The sequence below is a fragment of the Amycolatopsis sp. WAC 04169 genome (assembly GCF_003947535.1).
GTDB classification, from domain to species: Bacteria; Actinomycetota; Actinomycetes; order Mycobacteriales; family Pseudonocardiaceae; genus Amycolatopsis; species Amycolatopsis keratiniphila.
The window spans coordinates 1-16827 of the sequence record NZ_QHJI01000024.1 but is presented as its reverse complement, the minus strand read 5'-3'; the positions used below and the strand labels follow the sequence as shown (position 1 = coordinate 16827).

The following is a 16827-nucleotide window of genomic DNA, read 5'->3' as shown; positions in this document are numbered from 1 at the left end:
ACAACGCGACCAGACCTTGATCGTCACTCTCCGGCCACGACAAGCCCAGAGTGAACTCCAGGAACTTCCGCACATCCGGCGGAATGTGCACACCCCCGTTGCTCAAGTGCGACACCTCCTCCGAACATCCGACCAGCGCTGCGGTCGAACCACGGCCGAACCGTCCTGATCCTGTTTTAGACCACTGAACTGGTGAGTAGCACCCAAAAGGCCTAAGCGTAGGGATTTATCTCATGAAATCTGTCTGATAGGGCGACGTTCACCAGGCCACGGGAAGCTCCCTGAGCCCGGCGAAGGTGCGATCCCGGCACAGCACGAGCCGATCGGCCGGCACGGCCAGTTTCAAGGCCGGGAACCGCGTCAGGAGCCGATCCAGCACGACGCGGAGTTCCAGCCTGGCCAGGTGCATGCCGACACACAGATGCGGACCGTGACCGAAGGCCAAGTTCGTCAGCGCCGGCCTGGTGGGGTCGTAGGTGTCGGACTCGGCCCAGCGCTCTCGGTCGCGGTTCGCCGCGGGCAGGTCGGCCACCACACGGTCGCCCGCCCGGATGTCCGCGTCACCGAGCCGGCAGTCCGCCACCGCGGTGCGGTCCACCCCACGCTGGACGATGGTCGTGAACCTGAGCGCCTCCTCCACGAGGGGATCGAGACGTTCGTCGTCGGCGGCCAGGGTCCTCGGCCGATCCGGGTGGCACAGGAGCAGGGCGACCGCGGTCCCGATACTGGCCGCCAGCGAGTCGAAGCCGCCCAGTACGAGGGTCGCGCCGAGGTCGGCGATCTCCGTGTCGCCGAGGTCGCTGTGTTCGATCAGCTCGCTGAGCAGGTCGGAGCCGCGTTTGAGCCGGCGTTCCGTGACCAGCGTGCGCAGGTAGCCGAGAAGCCAGTCGTTGGTGGCCGCGGCGTGCGCGCGGTCAGGGGAGTCCGACAGCAGGTCGGTGGCGGCTTTCCGCAACGCGGGCCAGTCCTGCCGGGGCAGGTCCATCATCGTGCCGATGATGGACAGCGGGACCGGCACCGCCAGGGACTCGATCAGGTCGACCGGCGGACCCAGATCGGCCATGGCGTCCAGCCGGTCGTCCACCGCCCGCGCGATCGCGGGCTGCCAGGCCGCCACCCGCCGGGGGGTGAACGCGCGGCCGAGCGGCCGCCGGTAGCGGGAATGATCGGGCGGATCGGTGTGCGGCAACCGGCCGATGAACGGGGCGTCGGCTCCGGGGGTCGCCCGGTGCATCGGGTCACCGGCCGCGCTGAACACGGGATCGCCGAGCATCGTGCGCACGTCGTCGTAGCGGGTGACGAGCCAGACCTGCTCGCCGTTCGCGAGACGCACCCTGGTCACCGTTCCCGCCACGGCGACGGGCGGGAACGGCGGATCGGCGTCACCGTGTCGCATGGGGATCTCCCGGCACCTGGTACCGGCGGGTGCCGGGACTCCAGTTGAGCGGACCGGACATCGTGTGGGTCAAGTTGTCCAGGTAGCCGGGCAGCCCCGGGTCGGTGGCGAGCCTGCCGTGGCTCAGCGCGGCGGCGCGGTCGAGAAAGAGACTTTCCTGCTCGGCGACCCGTCCCGCGATCCACTCGACACAGTCCTGGTGGGACCTGCCTTCGAGGCGTTGCAGGAGCGGGATGAGGCTGATGTACTCGCCGTCCCTTCGTTCCTTGGCGCAGGAGTACAGGTCGTTGGTGAGCCAGAGGTGGTCCAGGACGACCTCGCGCAGTGCTCGAAGCTCCGGATCGGCCGCGGTCTCGCCGGACAGCGGCCGATCGTGCCCCAGCTCCGCGACGGTGAGGAACCATTTCATGGCGACGGTGACGCGACGGCGCTCGGCATAGGAGCCCAGGTCGGTGAGCCCGTCCGCGCCCCGGGTCGCGACTTCGAGGAGATAGCCGTCGAGCATGTCCTCGAAGTCCACCACGAACCGGCGCCAGCGGGCCTCGGTCAGGTGCGGTCGCAGCCGCTCGACGGCGTCTCGTGCCGGAGCCGCGGTGTCCGGCACGCTGTCCCAGCCGGTGACCGCGGCCATGATCTGCGCCACGACCTGCCGGGAGGCGTGCACGCTCCCGCCGACCCAGCCGGAGTCGCCGAACGCGTCGTCGATGACGACGATGTACTGGAACAGATCGCACATCGGACGCATCGCCGGATAGGGCAGGCCGGGCAGCATCGCGCAGCACAGCTCGGCGATCCGTCCCGCGAGGAACTTCTCCATCCCGGCGTCGTCACGGAAGCACGGGCGCGTCGTCCGGCGTATCCAGGCGTCGGACTCCGTGACGAGCCGTTCCGTCTCCGGATGGGACCGGGCCGGGAGCACGCTGTGCACCAGCACCTTGGGTGACGGAGCAGCCGTGGTCACGCCCACCGCCTGGTACGCAGGCGCAACCGCAGGGCCTTCGGTTCGAGCATGCTGCGGGCGCTCGAAGTGACCGGGCCCCTGATCATCGGTTCGAGCCGCCACTGCCGGAGCAGGGTCGCCAGGGTGACGATGATGTTGTTGATCGCGAATTCGTCGCCGATGCACCGGCGCGCGCCTTTGCCGAAGGGGAACATGGGGGCGCCGCGGAAGCGGACGTCCTCCTCCTCGCTCCACCGGCAGACGTCGAACCGCTCGGGATCGGCGAAGGCGTCCGCGCGGTGCTGGAGCAGGTACGGGCTGACCAGGATCCCCATGCCGGAGGGAATCCGGTGGCCCGCCAGTTCGGTGTCCGCGATCGCTTTCCTGGTGTACATCCACGCGACCGGTTTGATCCGCATGCTTTCGCTGATGGTGCGCCGCAGCAACGGAAAAGACCCGGTGTCGGCATAGCCGATCGGGCCGGTCGGCCGGGCCTGACGGACCTCATCCGCGATCTGGGCGTCCAATGTGGAATCGCGGGACAGGAAGTACAGCGTCCAGGACAGGGTGGCCGCCGTGGTGCCGATTCCCGCGATGAAGAAGGTGACCGCCTGATCCCTGATCTCCTCGTCGGACAGGCCGTCCCCGTTCTCGTCGCGGCCGATCAGCATCGACAGCAGGTCACCGCGGTCGGCGCCGTCGCGGCGGTACTCCGCGACGGTGGCGTCGATACGCTCGTACAAACGGCGTTTGGCGCCGGAGTAGTGCCAGTTGTTCGGCAACGGCAGCCTGCCGAACCACGGCAGCACCATCCGCACGAAAGCTCCGCGGACCAGGGTTTCGACGGCGGCCCGCGTCCGCTGCTCGGCCTCGGCTCCCTCGGCGGCCCAGCCCGCGAACATCGTGTTCACCACGAACCGCATCGAGAGCTGTTGCATGTCGTGCACGGTGTTGACGACCTGGCCGTCCCGCCACCCTTCGGTGACGTCGGCGAGCTGTTCGGCGACGGTGTCGCTGTAGGAAGGGATGCGGGTGCGGCGGAAAGCGGGCTGGACGAGGCGCCGCATCCGGGTGTGGCCGGCGTCGGGGCAGCTGGCGAGCCCGTCGCCGAGGAACTCCCCGACACTGTCGAAGAACGGGCCGCCCTTGTCGAAGACCCGGTTCCGGTTGACCAGCACCTGCTCCGCCAGATCGGGGCGGCAGACCACGTAGGTCGGCTGGGTGCCCAGCATGATCTGTACGACGTCGCCGTGCTCGGGCAGCGAGGCGATGAACTGCTCGGGCCCGCGCAACAGCTGGGGCAGATGGCCGATCAGCGGGACGGCGCCGGGCGCGTGGGTGACGGTCATGCCCTCTCCAAACTGAATCCGGAGTACCGCGCGTCCGTGCCGGCCAGTACCTGATGCGCTGAGGTCAGGGCGGCCAGACGATAGACGCGGGCGAGAATCGGGACGTCGTAGACGAACGGACGGGGGCCCAGCGAATCGGGGTCCGTGACCGCGGGTCCTTGGTCGGACAGCCACGGCAACGCCTCCTCGATCAGCTCCACGGGCGGGTCGGGCAGGCTGCCGAGCGCCGCGACCGCGTGTGAGGTGACCAGCAAGCTCACTTCGGACTCGTCACGGTGATAGCGCCATCCGCCGCCCGAGCCCGCAGTCTCCCGCAGGAACCGGACGCAGCCGCCGCGAATCCCGGACACGACCTGCTCCGGGTACCCCGGTGGCAGGTCCGCGGCCGCCCGCAGCACGTGGAGAACCGGGAAGGCGGGGCTGCGGCTCCACTCGTGGGAGAAGCCGCCGTCGGGACGTTGCTTGCCGGCGAGCCATCGCCAGCCTCGGGCGACGGCGGACGCCGTGCCCGGGAACGCGCCCAGCGTGCGCAGGCATTTGGCGGTGATCTCCACTTCGGACGGTGCGCCCCGGACGAACGTGGGAAACCCGCCGTCGTCGTTCTGCAAGCTCAGCAGGTGCCACGCGCCCCGCTCGGCGGCGCGCTCGTGGCCGGGGAACCTGCTCAGCGCGAGGGTGATCACCGCGGTGTCGTCGATGTCCGGCTGGTCCACGGTTTCGCTGTAGCCCCAGCCTCCACTGGGCAGCTGCTGATCGGCCAGGTAGCGCGCCGCCTCGGCCAGCCGTGTGGGCGGCAAGCCGCTGTCGAGGAGGGTGAGCGTGGTCAGGCCGGTGACCCAGGTGTCCTCGTCGGCGATGAACGGCATGCCCCCGTCCGCCCGTTGCTGGGCGACGAGGAACGCCAGTCCCGAGCGCACGGCGGGGTTGTTCTGGTCCTGTGTGGACAGTGCGAGAAGTGCGATGACCGTCGCGGGCACGTGGCACTGCCAGGAACCGTCCGGCCCCTGGGCCTTCGTCAGTTCCGCCGCCGGCATCGCCTTGTCGGCGTCGTCCGCGACCAGCAGCCGTAACGAGGTGGCGATCAGGGTGATCCACTGGTGGGCGTACGGTCCAGGATCGAACGCCCGAGCCGGGGACCAGGAGACCTGGGGTACGAGTTGGGCGAGCAAAGCCAGGAAGAAGTCGTGCTTGCGCTTCCGGGAATGGTGCTCCAGGCCACCGAGCGCGGCCTTGACGCGGTCGGCCTGCTCGCTGGTCACGGGCAGCCCCAGCGCGCTCGTCGCGATGACACTCGCGAGATCCCGTTCGAGCGCGCCCTGCCACCGCGGGGCGGGCGCGGCGAGCGCGTCGCGGCAGTACGCCGCGAGCTTGCGCGGCGCCGCGCCCTGGACGTTCAACCGTCGGAACAGGTGCAGGGTGAGCCCGGACTCGAACAACCTGCTCCGGCAGCCGCCCCGCCAGCGGCCGTCGGCCCCGAGCGCCGACACCAGCTTCGCCTGTGCCGCCTCGATTTCACTGCTCAGGGTCTCCGTGCTCATGATCGCCCACCGCCCGCGCCGGCCGCGGAATCGAGCGGTTCCGGGCGGAGGACGAGGTTCGTCGGGGCCACCGCCGCGGACAGCACGTTCTCGCCGACCTCCCCGGCGCTCGCCGCCGCGAGCCGCCAGCGGGTCATGATCGTGGCCGCCACCACGGTGACCTCCAGCAGCGCCAGCGCGTCACCGATGCATTTGCGGCGTCCCGCGCCGAAGGGAATGAAGGAACTGCGTGGTCGTTCCCGCATCGCCTCGGGCAGCCAGCGGTCCGGGTCGAACCGCATCGGATCGGGGTACAGCCGCGGATCGCGGTGGATCGTGGTCGGGCTGAAGACCAGTTCGGTGCCTTCCGGGAAGCGGATGTCCCCGAGGGTGAACTCGGTCCGGGTGCGCCGCATGACGAGCCAGGTCAGCGTGTGCCGCCGGACCGTCTCCATCACCACCTGACGCAGGTAGGGCATGCGGCCGACGTCCTCGTATTCGCACGGGCGGCCCCCGAGGACCTCGCGGTTCTCCGCGTAGACCCGTTCGGCGATCGCGGGATTGAGGCTGAGTTCGTGGAAGAGCCAGGCCATCTGCAGCGCGGTGGTCTCCGAGCCGCCGATGAGCATGGTCATGACCTCGTCCCGGATCTGACGGGGGTCCATCGGCCTCCCGGTCCGGGGATCCTCGGCGGACAGCAGGAGCGACATCACGTTGTCGCCGAGGTCTCCGCCGCTCCTGCCCTCCTCGATGACGCGTCCGGTCAGCTCGTGCAGGGTCTCCACGGCGGTGTCGAACCGGCGGTTCGCCGGGATGGGCAGGCGCTCGAACCGGGAACTGGGGTACACGGTGCGCAGGATCATCCCCTTGAGGATGTGCGGGGTGGCGCCGCGCACCGCGGCGAAGTCGGCTTGGCTGAGGTGCCGGGAGAACACCAGCACCGAGATCACGTTGAGGGCCAGTTCGTTCATGACACGGGCGAACTGCAGCGGTTTCCCCGGTCGCCAGCCGGAGATGGCGGCCTCGGCCTGTTCCCGGATGAGCGTCACGTAGCCGGGTAGCCTGCCGGGGACGAACGCCGGCTGGATCAGCCGCCGCTGTCCGATGTGGAACTCGTTGTCCGTGGTGGCCAGGCCGTTTCCGAGAAAGGCCTGGGAGCGCTCGAAGATCTTGCCCTTGTCCAGCTGCTCGGCCTGCTTCACCAGCATGGTGTGGATGAGTTCGGCGTTGGTGAGGTAGTAGATCGGCCGCGAGCCCAAGCGGAGCCGGACCACGTCGCCGTGCTCGGCCAGCGAGGCGAACAGCGGCAGCGGCGAACGCAGCAACGCCGGAACGTGCCCCACCACCGGCAGGGCGCCTGGAGCGGTCGGTACCCGGTCGGCCGGGATGGTCGTCGCCGCGCTCATGACTGCGAACTTTCCGCGCCGATACCGCGCCAGAAATCGGTGGCGTGCTTGATACGGCCGTCTTCGTAGCGCATGACGCTGACGATCCGGTGCACCTTCGCCGGGTCGGGACCCACTCCGTGCCAGCCCCATTCCACCCACACCCGGTCCACGTCGTCACAGGCCGCCACCAGCTTGCCGGTCATGCCGGGCGCGGCGGTGAACATTCCGGTGAGGAACTCGAACAGCTCCTCGTGCCCTCGTACGACACTGTCGGCGCCGAGGTCGTCGAGGACGCAGTCCTCTGTGTACAGCTCGATGACGCCAGGGATGTCGTGGGCGTTCATCCGGGTGATGAACTTGTCGAGCCGGGTCAGATAGGTGTCGGTGTTCACCGCGTTGGACATGGGGAGACTCCTCTGACTGCTGGGGTGGGAGGATCTGCGGAAGACCCGCGGAGAGAAAGTTCGAACGCCCGTGCACTCGGGTGTGGTCGCGGGACGGCCGAGTCCGGAAAAGATCAGCCGGTGGGCTGTCTTTTCGCTGGTGGGAAGCACTTTTCCATACGGTCTCCATCGGTCTCTGAGGGAGAGTTCCGCCTGCTCTCGTGGCCTGGCTGTGAAATTACGGACTTTGTGCCAAGGCGGGAATTAGTCGTTCCAACGGTTGGAACGCGGCGAGCGCCGGAAGTTCTCCGTCGGGTGCTCCCGAAGTACATGAAGGCCCCCTTCCGGTAAGGGGGCCTTCATGTACTTGGCAAGGTGGACTAGGGCCGCAAAGCCTCGGCGAGCAGCGGAACCTGTTCCTGTGACCATGGGCTGAACAGGAAGGGAGCCCGGGCCATCGCCGCCACCAGATCCATCCAGGGCAGCCACCGCGACTCGCACACCTCGTCCGGATTCGGGTGGGCCCCGCCGTCGGCGATCGCCGTCCAGACCGGACAGAACTCGTTCTCCTTGATGCCGCTGACATCGACAGCCTGGTAACGGAAGCGGGGGAGGACCTTGGTGAGCCGGCCGATCGCCATGCCCAGTTCCTGCCCGCCGCGTCGCACGACCGCGTCCGCCATGTCCTCACCGGGCGCCGGATGGCCGCAGAACGAGTTCGTCCACACCCCCGGCCAAGTCTTCTTTTCCAGCGCGCGCCGGGTGACGAGGACGTCGCCCGCCTCGTCGAAGACATAGCAGGAAAAGGCGAGATGCAAGGGAGTGTCGGTCGTGTGGACCGTGCTTTTGGGGGCGGTGGCACGGGGCTGGAACCGCTCGTCCAGCAAGACCACCAGTTCTTCGGTCCCGGTGGACCGGTCGTCAGGAGTCGTCATCGGAGTCCGCGTTCTCCCCGACATCGGGTGTCACCGCCCAGGCGTCGCCGGGTTTGCCGTAGGTGACGACCTTTCCGCCCTGGCTGCCCCGGTAACCGCCTTCGGCGACCCGGAAGGCGGCGGAACCACTGATTCCGTAGACCTCGATCGGTTCGGCTTCGTCACCGGTGAACCCGGCGAAGTCGGCGCAGCCGCCCGGGTCGACGGTCGCGGTGGCGACGCCGCGCGCCACGAAAGTCACATAGGACGAGTAGCTGCCCTGCGAACACACGGTCAGCGTTCCTGCCGCGGCTGAAGCAGGTGAAGCGGCGGCGCCCGTCACGGTTCCCGCCACGGCGAAAGCCGCGATCGCGCGTGCGGCCACATTCCCGGGAAGCTTCATCGGTGACTCCGTAGGAGAGGGATTCACCGCGAGCCTAGGTCACGATCCGGCGCTCAGATGGGGGCAAGAGCCGGCTCCGTCGTGATGAGGGGAGAACCTTTCACGAACGGCTCGCCGGGAGGCAGGAACGTGGCTCCCTTTGGTGGATCGCCTCGCTTCGGCGGCGAAGGGGAGGTAGCGCCGGCTTTCGGGGAGGAGGTTCACCAGGGCCCCGAGCCCGGCGAAGAACCGCTGAGTGTGGCGACGATCCGCTTCGGTGACCGTGATGCCCAGGCGACGGAGGTAGCTTTCGGGGAGAGTCGGGATCGTGAGGCCGACCGCCAGCCGCCGGAAGGGCGGCCACACCCGGTCCCACAGGAACCCTGGCACGTGGGGTGGTGGCAGGGGGCGGATGGCCGCCGGGTCGAGCAGGTCGCGGACGACGTCGTTGACCTCGAGCCGGTTCTCGACGGTCTCCCGGAAGTACTCCCGGAACCCAGCGACGGTTTCCGGCAGGTCTTTCCGGCGCAGGCCCATCACCGCACCGAGCGCGCGCCACTCGCCGTAGAAGCGTTCCTGCTCGTCTTCGCCGAGCGGCGCACCGGACAGTTCGCCCAGCGCGACCGCGGCTTCGAAAAGTGTGGCGTGCACCCAGGCGTAGGCGTTCGGGTCCAAGCCGCGGTACTCGCGTCCCTGACCGTCGACGCCGTGGATCGGCCGGTGGACCGCCCGCAGCCTCCTCGCCTCCGCGCTCGACTGGATGAGCGGACTGTAGACGAGCCGTTGCAGCGACCGCACGGTGTGGAAGAACCGGCTCACGCCCTCGGACCGGAAATCCGAGTACCCGTCGACCCCCGCGCCGACCACGGGATGGGCGGTCTGCAGCACGATGAGCCGGAGGCTCATGGCCAGGATGGCCCAGCGGCCCACCAGGTCCCAGCTGACCGAGCCCGGGCCGGGCGGTGCGGTCCGGACCAGGGGCCGGACCGCCGCGGGTTCGGCCGGTACGTGGCTCGTGGTCATCCGGCACGCACCTCTTGGGCGAAGGGGGCGAGCTGTTCCGGGTCGAGTGCGTGCGGCAGGCCCTGTCGATACCGTTCGCGGTCGGCTTCCTTGAGCGCGGCGAAATCGGGGGCGACGTGAAGCTCCCCGAGCGTGCATCGCGGAGCCGCGGAGCCGTCGGCGTCGAGCAAGGCATTGACGGCCTGGCGGGCGCCTTCGTTCGCGCCCTCCATGGTGGTGACGTTGATGTTGGTCCGCACCCAGTCGCCGGCCAGGAACAGGTTGGCGATCGAGGTCCGGGATTCGGGCCGGTCGTCCCACGAGCCCGGGCTCTGGATGAACAACGGGCTGTCGTTGGCGACGTCGGGGGTCCCTGGCGCGACGATGGCCGGATCGAGGAACCACGAATGCAGCATGTCGTCACGAAGGACCGTCCGGCCTTCCGTGTTCAGGTGGGCCTTGATCTGCTCCCACGCTTCCTTCGCGATCTCCTCGGGCGTGCAGTCTTTGGCCGCCTTGCCGTTGAAGGTGCCCGGTTTGAACCAGTCGGAGATGATCCCGGACAGGCACTCCTTGACCGTGTGGTCGTGGTACTCGGAAAACGGGCGGGTCCAGAACTGCGCCTGGCTGATGGACGTGATCGCCCACGGCGAGTCCACGTAGTTGACGTGACCGTGCACGAGCGGCAGTTCTTCCTTGAGATAGAACATCAGGCCGTTCATCCAGTCCGTGCGCAGCCGGCGGGTGCGGGCCAGTTCCGGGGCGGCGTCGAGGACGTCACGGCTCAACAGCCGGGTGAAGCGTTCCACGGGGATCGCGGAAACGACGTGGTCGTAGGAGGTGATGTGATCGCCTCCTTGATCGTCCCGCAGCGTCAGCGCGGTGACCCGGCCGTCCGAGACTCTGAGCGCCTCGGCACTCCAGCCCACCTTGAACTCCACGCCCAGATTTCGCAGGTGGTCGATCCACGGTGAGAGGAGTTTCTCGTCGGTGGATCCGTTCAGGACGCGGTCGACCGTGCCGCCCGGTTCGTTGCCCCGGCCGAGTGCGCTCCAGATGGTCGCTTCCGAGACCAGGCCGACCGAATGCGTGCTCGCCTCGTCCGATTTGATCGCCGCCAGGTTGCGGATCATGCCGTCGGCGAACGAGCGCTGGAACTGCACCGACATCTTGTCGGCGTTGAGGAAGTCGTTCCAGGAGATCTTGTCCCACTGGCCGAGACGTCGTTCGTCGCAGCTTGCCCAGTACGCCAGGAACTTGCGTGCGCCGAAGAGCGCTTCGTCCTCCGGTACATGGGAAATCGTGCTCGCGAGGTAGGAGATGATGGCGGTCGCGGTGTCCGGGGTGAACGAATAGACCGCGGGCGGCAAGGGGGAGTCGGGGAGGAAGGGGATCATGGCGTCGGGGGTGCCGTCGGCCCGGGCGCCGAGGTACGCCGACGTGTCCACCAGGTTGTCCCAGGTCCCGTTCTGGTTGCCGGGGAAAGGAATCCGCCGCATGGTGTCGGTCAGGTTCTGGTAGAAGCCGGGAAAGAAGCGGAACCCGTGTTCGCCCGGAAGACCGCTCCCGGGGGCGGGGATGCTCCGGGCCTTGCCACCGAGTTCGTGGCGCTCGTAGACGGTCACCGCGTAGCCTCGCTCGGCCAGTTCGAGGGCGGCGGACAGACCGGCTATTCCCGCGCCGAGGATCGCCACCCGCTTCCCCGTCGGGGCGATGGGTTCCGCAGCCCTCGGGACAGGCCGGTGCTCGACGGTGCCGGCAGGGGTGGTGTCTTCGCCGGGGTGCTGGTCGACCGCTCCGCCGAAGCGCCGATCGCGATCGGCGTAGGTCTCCACCGCCTCGATCAGGTCCGTCTGCGTGAAGTCGGGCCAAAGCCGGTCGGGGAAGTGCAGTTCCGCGTAGGCGCTCTGCCACAGCAGGAGGTTGCTGATGCGTTTCTCGCCGGAGGTGCGGATCAGCAGATCCACCGGTGGGAGGTCCGGCTGGTAAAGGCGCGAGATGATCGCGTCTTCGTCGATGTCCTCGGGGGAAAGCTCACCCGCCACGATGTCGTCGGACAAGCGGCGCACCGCGTTGACGATCTCCTGCCGCCCGCCGTAGTTGACGCAGAGGTTGAGGGTCAATCCCGTGTGCTCCGAGGTGCGTTCTTGCCAGCTTCGCAAGGTCTCGGTGAGTTCGGGAAATCCTTCGATTTCCCTTCCGCTCCAACGGATCCGGACGCCACGTGTCTCGAAGAACGGCATGTAGCCGTTGATCGCGTTGGTCATGATCTCCATGATCGTGGCGATCTCGGCCGGTTCCCTTTTCCAGTTCTCACTGGAGAAAAGGTAGAGCGAGAGGTTGCGCAGCCCCAGATCGATCGCCGTGTTGACGATGACGAACATGGACGGCAGGGCGGCGCGGTGCCCGGCGGTGCGGGTCAGCCCGTGCTGATTGGCCCATCGGCCGTTGCCGTCCACGATGATCGCGAGATGCCGGGGAAGCCGGTCCGGAGAGAGGGTCGACACGGAACTCCTCCATCGTCTGTTTTCACTGCACGTGGATGTGGTGTTCTTGGCGATGGACAGCGCTTTCTCACGATCGGGTCGGCCGGTCGCCGTGCTGTCCCGAGCCGATCGGGAAGTCCCGCCTGACGTTCGTCCCCCTGAGACCGCGGCTCGCTGGTGTTGTCTCCCAGCTTTCATGCGCGTTGAACGGAAGACAAGAGCTGAGAGAATCGATGTGCAAACGTCGAAGGATCGCGCCGTTTCGGGCAGCGGTACCAGTCAGCCGACGGTGACGGTGGGCTCGCCTTCGCCGATCGTCTGGCCCGACTCCTCGGCGATGCGCATGGCCTCTTCGATCAGTGTCTCGACGATCGCGTGCTCGGGCACGGTCTTGATGACCTCGCCCTTGACGAAGATCTGGCCCTTGCCGTTACCCGACGCGACGCCGAGGTCGGCCTCGCGCGCTTCGCCGGGGCCGTTGACGACGCAGCCCATGACCGCGACGCGCAGCGGGACCTCCATGCCCTCCAGGCCGGCGGTGACCTGCTCGGCGAGCGTGTAGACGTCCACCTGCGCGCGGCCGCACGAGGGGCAGGACACGATTTCGAGTTTGCGTTCCTTGAGGTTCAAAGATTGCAGGATCTGGATGCCGACCTTGACCTCTTCCACCGGCGGCGCCGAGAGCGACACGCGGATGGTGTCGCCGATGCCCTGGCGCAGCAGCGCGCCGAAGGCCACGGCCGATTTGATGGTGCCCTGGAACGCGGGCCCGGCTTCGGTGACACCGAGGTGCAGCGGGTAGTCGCACTGCTCGGCGAGGATCTCGTACGCGCGCACCATGACCACCGGGTCGTTGTGCTTCACGGAGATCTTGACGTCGTGGAAGTCGTGCTCGGCGAACAGCGACGCCTCCCACAGCGCGGACTCGGCCAGCGCTTCGGGGGTGGCTTTGCCGTACTTGTCCATGATCCGCTTGTCGAGCGAGCCCGCGTTGACGCCGATCCGGATCGGGGTGCCGTGGTCCTTCGCCGCGCGGGCGATCTCTTTGACCTGGTCGTCGAACTTGCGGATGTTGCCCGGGTTCACCCGGACCGCCGCGCACCCGGCTTCGATCGCGGCGAAGACGTACTTGGGCTGGAAGTGGATGTCGGCGATCACCGGGATCTGCGACTTCCTGGCGATCGCGGGCAGCGCCTCGGCGTCGTCGGCCGAGGGGCACGCGACGCGGACGATGTCACAGCCCGCAGCGGTCAGCTCGGCGATCTGCTGGAGGGTCGCGTTGACGTCGGAGGTGAGCGTGGTGGTCATCGACTGCACCGAGATCGGGTGCTCGCTGCCGACGCCGACCGGCCCGACCTGCAGCTGTCGGGTCTTGCGACGCTCGGAGAGGACGGGAGGAGGAAGCGTCGGCATACCAAGGGCGACGGTCATCGAGTGACCTCCGCCGAGGTGGGAGCGCCCTCGGGAAGTGCCGGTATGGACGCCGACGCCACCCGCGCGATCGACGTGCCGTCGAGCCCGCACGCGCGAAGGATGGTGGCACGGTCGCCGTGGGCGAGGAAAGACTTGGGCAGCCCCAGAGTCACCACCGGAGTCGTGACCCGGGTGTCCGAAACGGCCTCGCGCAGGGCGGAACCCATCCCTCCACCGCGGACGCCGTCCTCGACCGTCACCACGAGCCGGTGCCGCGCCGCGAAGTGCACGAGCACCGGATTGACCGGCAGGATCCAGCGGGGGTCCACGACGGTCACGCCGAGTCCTTCGCTTTCCAGGAGTTCAGCGGCTTCCAGCGCCGCGGCGGCGGTGGCCCCGGCGGCGACGATCAGGACGTCCAATGGCATGCCGGGGCTGCGGCGCAGCAGGTCGACACCGTCCATCCGTTGCATGGCTGGGATCGCGGGTCCCGCGGTCGCCTTGGGAAAACGCACCGCTGTCGGGCCGGTGGACACCGCGACCGCTTCGCGGAGCAACAGCGAGAGCTGGTCGGCGTCCCGCGGGGCCGCGACACGCATGCCGGGTATGCGACCGAGCAGGGCCAGATCCCACATCCCGTGATGGCTCGGGCCGTCGGGGCCGGTGACCCCGGCGCGGTCCAGGACGAACGTGACCGGCAGGCCGTGCAGAGCGACGTCCATCAGCGCCTGATCGAACGCGCGGTTGAAGAAGGTCGCGTACACGCAGACTACCGGGTGGCTCCCGCCCATCGCGAGACCGGCGGCCGACGTCACCGCGTGCTGCTCGGCGATTCCGACGTCGATGACCCGCTCCGGGAACTCCCGGGCGAACCGGCCGAGCCCGACGGGCAGCAGCATGGCGGCGGTCATCGCGACCACGTCTTCGTGCTCGGCGCCGATCTCGGCGATGACGTCACCGAACAGGCTGGTCCAGCTTCGGCCGGACCCGGGCTTCTGTTCGCCGGTCTCCGGATCCATCGCACCGACGGCGTGCATACGGTCCGCGTCGTCGTTTTCGGCGTGGACGTACCCGTGCCCCTTCTCCGTCACACAGTGCACGACGGTCGGCGCGCGCCGAGCGGCGGCCTCACGGAGCGCCTCTTCCACCGCCGCCGTGTCGTGCCCGTCGATCGGGCCGACGTAACCGAAACCGAGGAGTTCGAAGAGATTGGTCCCGTCGCCGTCACCCGAGCGAAGGGAGGCGAGGTGTTCGGCGAGGCCGCCGGCCGTGGGCGCGTAGGAGCGGCCGTTGTCGTTCAGGACCACCACGACGGGGGAGCCGCCGGCGCCGAGATTGTTCAGTGCCTCCCAGGCGAGGCCGCCGGTCAAGGCGCCGTCGCCGACCACGGCGACCGCTGTCCGGTCGTTCTCGCCCCGCAACCGGAACGACTTGGCCAGACCATCCACATAGGACAGTGCGGTCGAGGCGTGCGAGTTCTCGACAAGATCGTGGACGGATTCGGAGTTCTGCGGATACCCGGCGATACCACCGGCCTTGCGCAGGGTGCCGAAGTCGACCGCGCGTCCGGTGAGGATCTTGTGTACGTAGGACTGGTGGCCGGTGTCGAAGACGATCTTGTCCCTCGGCGAGTCGAACACGCGGTGCACCGCCAGCGTGAGCTCGACGACCCCGAGGTTCGGGCCGAGATGGCCGCCCGTGCGGCTCACCTCCCGGACCAGGAACGTCCTGATCTCCTCGGCCAGCCCGGACAGGCGATCGTGGTCGAGCTCCTTGAGCTCCGAGAGGCCCGGAAAGGATCGGGTCACGCGAGTTCACCTCTTCCCATGAATAGTCAGCCGGTCTGCCGCCGGATGACCGCGGGCAGTCCGAAGTGGACTGTCTCGCGAGTGACGGCACGTTCTTCGACGGTGACCTCGCCGAGGCCACCCAGCGCGGCCACGACCTGGTCGACCAGTCCCGGCGGAGTGGAGGCGCCGGAGGTCACTCCGACCGTGTGTACCCCCGCCAGCCATTCGGGCCGGATGTCGGCGGTATCACCGATGAGGTGCGCGGACGTGCCCGCGCGGCCGGGGATTTCGGCCAGTCGCACGGAGTTCGACGAGTTCGGGGATCCGACGACCAGGACCAGGTCGGCCTCGGCCATGATCGCCTTCACCGCGTTCTGCCGGTTCGTGGTGGCATAACAGATGTCTTCGGTCGGCGGCTCGCGCAGCGCGGGGAACTTCGCGCGCAGGGCCTTGACGACGTCCGCGGTCTCGTCGACGCCGAGCGTCGTCTGCGTCAGGTAGGAGATCCGCTCCGGATCCGGCAGGTCGAGATCGGCGACGTCGGCCGGGGTCTCGACGAGGACGGTGGCGTCCGGTGCCTCGCCCATGGTGCCCTCGACCTCTTCGTGCCCCGCGTGACCGATCAGGACGATCGTGTCACCGCGTGCCGCGAACCTCTTGGCCTCGGAATGCACCTTCGTCACCAGCGGACAGCTGCCGTCGATCACTTCGAGACCGCGCCGCTGGGCTTCCTGCCGTACGGCGGGGGAGACGCCATGGGCGGAGAAGACCACGGTGGCCCCGTCGGGCACTTCGTCGAGTTCGTCGACGAACTTCGCTCCCCGGCTAGCCAGGTCGTCGACGACGTGTGCGTTGTGGACGATCTGTTTCCTGACGTAGACAGGGGTTCGCCGATCCTCGAGGACTCTTTCGACTATCTCGATCGCCCTTTCGACTCCCGCGCAGAAGGACCGAGGGGAAGCCAGCAACATCCGGCGGGGCGCGGTGACCGCGCTCCAGGCGGCCACGACCCGGCTGACCGTGTCGTGGTGGGCGGCGGAGGCACCGGCGAAGACCGCGATGTCCTCCTTGCCGTCGACGGGCTCGCTGACGATGGTCAGCGCCTGGTCGGCGGTGTCGAGCCGAGAAAGCTCCTGGACCGGGACACCGGCACGACGGAGCGATCCACGGAGCAGTTCGGTCGCAGGGCAGCGGAGGATCCTGTCCCCATCGTGTAGTTCCTGGCTCAGTACTGCGTAACCCGCCTCTGTCTCAGCCTCGGCAGCTCCGGATTCGGTACGCATCGACACCTCTCTCGCGGACGCTGGGCGTTCCGAGCCCGGTCGTCGTCCGCTTGGCCCCGGAACGTGCTGTGTCATCACAGGATTCTGGAACAGGGCGTCGCTGAGCCAAAACGGGCGTTCCACGCGGCGGACCCGCGAGCCTGCCTTGCCGCGGTCCGGCAGGTCCATGACGACTGTTTGAGGGTCGCCGCTGGAGGGGTACTGGGTGGCGGAGGCTCGGTGGTGTCGCGAAAGCCACTTTCGCAACGTTGAAGGTTGTGAACGTGGCTTTCGCATCACGACCACCCCGCCTCAACGGACCCGACCCAGCGGTCCCGGCGGCAGCACGCGTCGCGAAATGCCCTGGCCACCGGAACAGCGCGATCCCGACACCTCCTCCGCCAGGTCGCTCCAGGTGGTCGTGAGTGGCAAGTGACGTTCTATTGAGGGGTAAGGCAAAGGTGCCCCTGCCGGGTGCCGAAGTCCGTGAAGGCCTCTCGGAGTCATGGGGTGCTTGCAACACCGTCTGCGGGAAGGGGCGGGGTTGTGCGGGTGTTTCGGTGGTTGCCGCGGTCGGTGCGGGTGGGGTTTTGGGATCAGGTTCG

At 68.3% G+C, this 16827-nt stretch carries 13 protein-coding genes; all 13 read right to left on the bottom strand.

What is annotated here, in order from left to right; translation table 11 throughout:
- Window positions 1–259 precede the first annotated feature (259 nt).
- The 13 genes from DMC61_RS40740 to DMC61_RS40680 all read right to left on the bottom strand — a co-directional run bounded on the left by DMC61_RS40740 (window position 260) and on the right by DMC61_RS40680 (window position 16243).
- Window positions 260–1396, bottom strand: a complete 1137-nt coding sequence (locus DMC61_RS40740) for a cytochrome P450 (RefSeq protein ID WP_125695758.1) — start codon at window positions 1394–1396, stop codon at window positions 260–262.
- Window positions 1383–2357 carry a terpene synthase family protein gene (locus tag DMC61_RS40735; RefSeq protein WP_125695757.1) on the bottom strand — a complete coding sequence of 325 codons (975 nt, stop codon included), beginning with the start codon at window positions 2355–2357 and terminating at the stop codon, window positions 1383–1385. The genes DMC61_RS40740 and DMC61_RS40735 overlap by 14 nt, the downstream gene beginning before the upstream one ends.
- The gene (locus DMC61_RS40730; RefSeq protein WP_125695756.1) at window positions 2354–3685 is read right to left on the bottom strand and encodes a cytochrome P450; all 1332 of its coding nucleotides are present in this window, start codon (window positions 3683–3685) and stop codon (window positions 2354–2356) included. Before DMC61_RS40730 ends, DMC61_RS40735 begins: the two co-directional genes overlap by 4 nt.
- Window positions 3682–5223, bottom strand: coding sequence for a prenyltransferase/squalene oxidase repeat-containing protein (locus DMC61_RS40725; RefSeq protein ID WP_125695755.1), 1542 nt, complete (start codon window positions 5221–5223; stop codon window positions 3682–3684). The genes DMC61_RS40730 and DMC61_RS40725 overlap by 4 nt, the downstream gene beginning before the upstream one ends.
- Complete coding sequence (locus DMC61_RS40720) at window positions 5220–6608, bottom strand: cytochrome P450 (RefSeq protein WP_158634181.1); 1389 nt, start codon at window positions 6606–6608, stop codon at window positions 5220–5222. Before DMC61_RS40720 ends, DMC61_RS40725 begins: the two co-directional genes overlap by 4 nt.
- Window positions 6605–6994 (bottom strand): nuclear transport factor 2 family protein, encoded by a 390-nt coding sequence (locus DMC61_RS40715; protein WP_125695753.1) that lies wholly within the window; start codon window positions 6992–6994, stop codon window positions 6605–6607. The genes DMC61_RS40720 and DMC61_RS40715 overlap by 4 nt, the downstream gene beginning before the upstream one ends.
- Window positions 6995–7353: 359 nt before the next feature.
- Window positions 7354–7908 (bottom strand): isopentenyl-diphosphate Delta-isomerase, encoded by a 555-nt coding sequence (gene idi / locus DMC61_RS40710; RefSeq protein WP_125695752.1) that lies wholly within the window; start codon window positions 7906–7908, stop codon window positions 7354–7356.
- Window positions 7895–8290 carry a hypothetical protein gene (locus DMC61_RS40705; protein WP_125695751.1) on the bottom strand — a complete coding sequence of 132 codons (396 nt, stop codon included), beginning with the start codon at window positions 8288–8290 and terminating at the stop codon, window positions 7895–7897. Before DMC61_RS40705 ends, idi begins: the two co-directional genes overlap by 14 nt.
- Window positions 8291–8329: 39 nt before the next feature.
- Entirely contained in the window at window positions 8330–9292 is a 963-nt protein-coding gene (locus DMC61_RS40700; RefSeq protein ID WP_158634180.1) for an oxygenase MpaB family protein, read from the bottom strand.
- On the bottom strand, window positions 9289–11778 hold the full coding sequence (uppS, locus tag DMC61_RS40695) for a polyprenyl diphosphate synthase (protein ID WP_158634179.1): 2490 nt from the start codon (window positions 11776–11778) through the stop codon (window positions 9289–9291). Before uppS ends, DMC61_RS40700 begins: the two co-directional genes overlap by 4 nt.
- Before the next feature lie 258 nt (window positions 11779–12036).
- On the bottom strand, window positions 12037–13188 hold the full coding sequence (ispG, locus tag DMC61_RS40690; RefSeq protein WP_125695748.1) for a flavodoxin-dependent (E)-4-hydroxy-3-methylbut-2-enyl-diphosphate synthase: 1152 nt from the start codon (window positions 13186–13188) through the stop codon (window positions 12037–12039).
- Window positions 13185–14978 carry a 1-deoxy-D-xylulose-5-phosphate synthase gene (locus DMC61_RS40685; RefSeq protein WP_125695747.1) on the bottom strand — a complete coding sequence of 598 codons (1794 nt, stop codon included), beginning with the start codon at window positions 14976–14978 and terminating at the stop codon, window positions 13185–13187. The genes ispG and DMC61_RS40685 overlap by 4 nt, the downstream gene beginning before the upstream one ends.
- 26 nt (window positions 14979–15004) lie before the next feature.
- Complete coding sequence (locus tag DMC61_RS40680; RefSeq protein WP_125695746.1) at window positions 15005–16243, bottom strand: 4-hydroxy-3-methylbut-2-enyl diphosphate reductase; 1239 nt, start codon at window positions 16241–16243, stop codon at window positions 15005–15007.
- Between the last annotated feature and the right edge of the window lie 584 nt (window positions 16244–16827).

Coding starts and splice junctions, on each gene's coding strand:
- DMC61_RS40740 (WP_125695758.1), bottom strand. CDS start 1,396: ATGCGACACGGTGACGCCGATCCGCCGTTCCCGCCCGTCGCCGTGGCG.
- DMC61_RS40730 (WP_125695756.1), bottom strand. CDS start 3,685: ATGACCGTCACCCACGCGCCCGGCGCCGTCCCGCTGATCGGCCATCTG.
- DMC61_RS40725 (WP_125695755.1), bottom strand. CDS start 5,223: ATGAGCACGGAGACCCTGAGCAGTGAAATCGAGGCGGCACAGGCGAAG.
- DMC61_RS40720 (WP_158634181.1), bottom strand. CDS start 6,608: ATGAGCGCGGCGACGACCATCCCGGCCGACCGGGTACCGACCGCTCCA.
- DMC61_RS40715 (WP_125695753.1), bottom strand. CDS start 6,994: ATGTCCAACGCGGTGAACACCGACACCTATCTGACCCGGCTCGACAAG.
- idi (WP_125695752.1), bottom strand. CDS start 7,908: ATGACGACTCCTGACGACCGGTCCACCGGGACCGAAGAACTGGTGGTC.
- DMC61_RS40705 (WP_125695751.1), bottom strand. CDS start 8,290: ATGAAGCTTCCCGGGAATGTGGCCGCACGCGCGATCGCGGCTTTCGCC.
- DMC61_RS40700 (WP_158634180.1), bottom strand. CDS start 9,292: ATGACCACGAGCCACGTACCGGCCGAACCCGCGGCGGTCCGGCCCCTG.
- ispG (WP_125695748.1), bottom strand. CDS start 13,188: ATGACCGTCGCCCTTGGTATGCCGACGCTTCCTCCTCCCGTCCTCTCC.
- DMC61_RS40680 (WP_125695746.1), bottom strand. CDS start 16,243: ATGCGTACCGAATCCGGAGCTGCCGAGGCTGAGACAGAGGCGGGTTAC.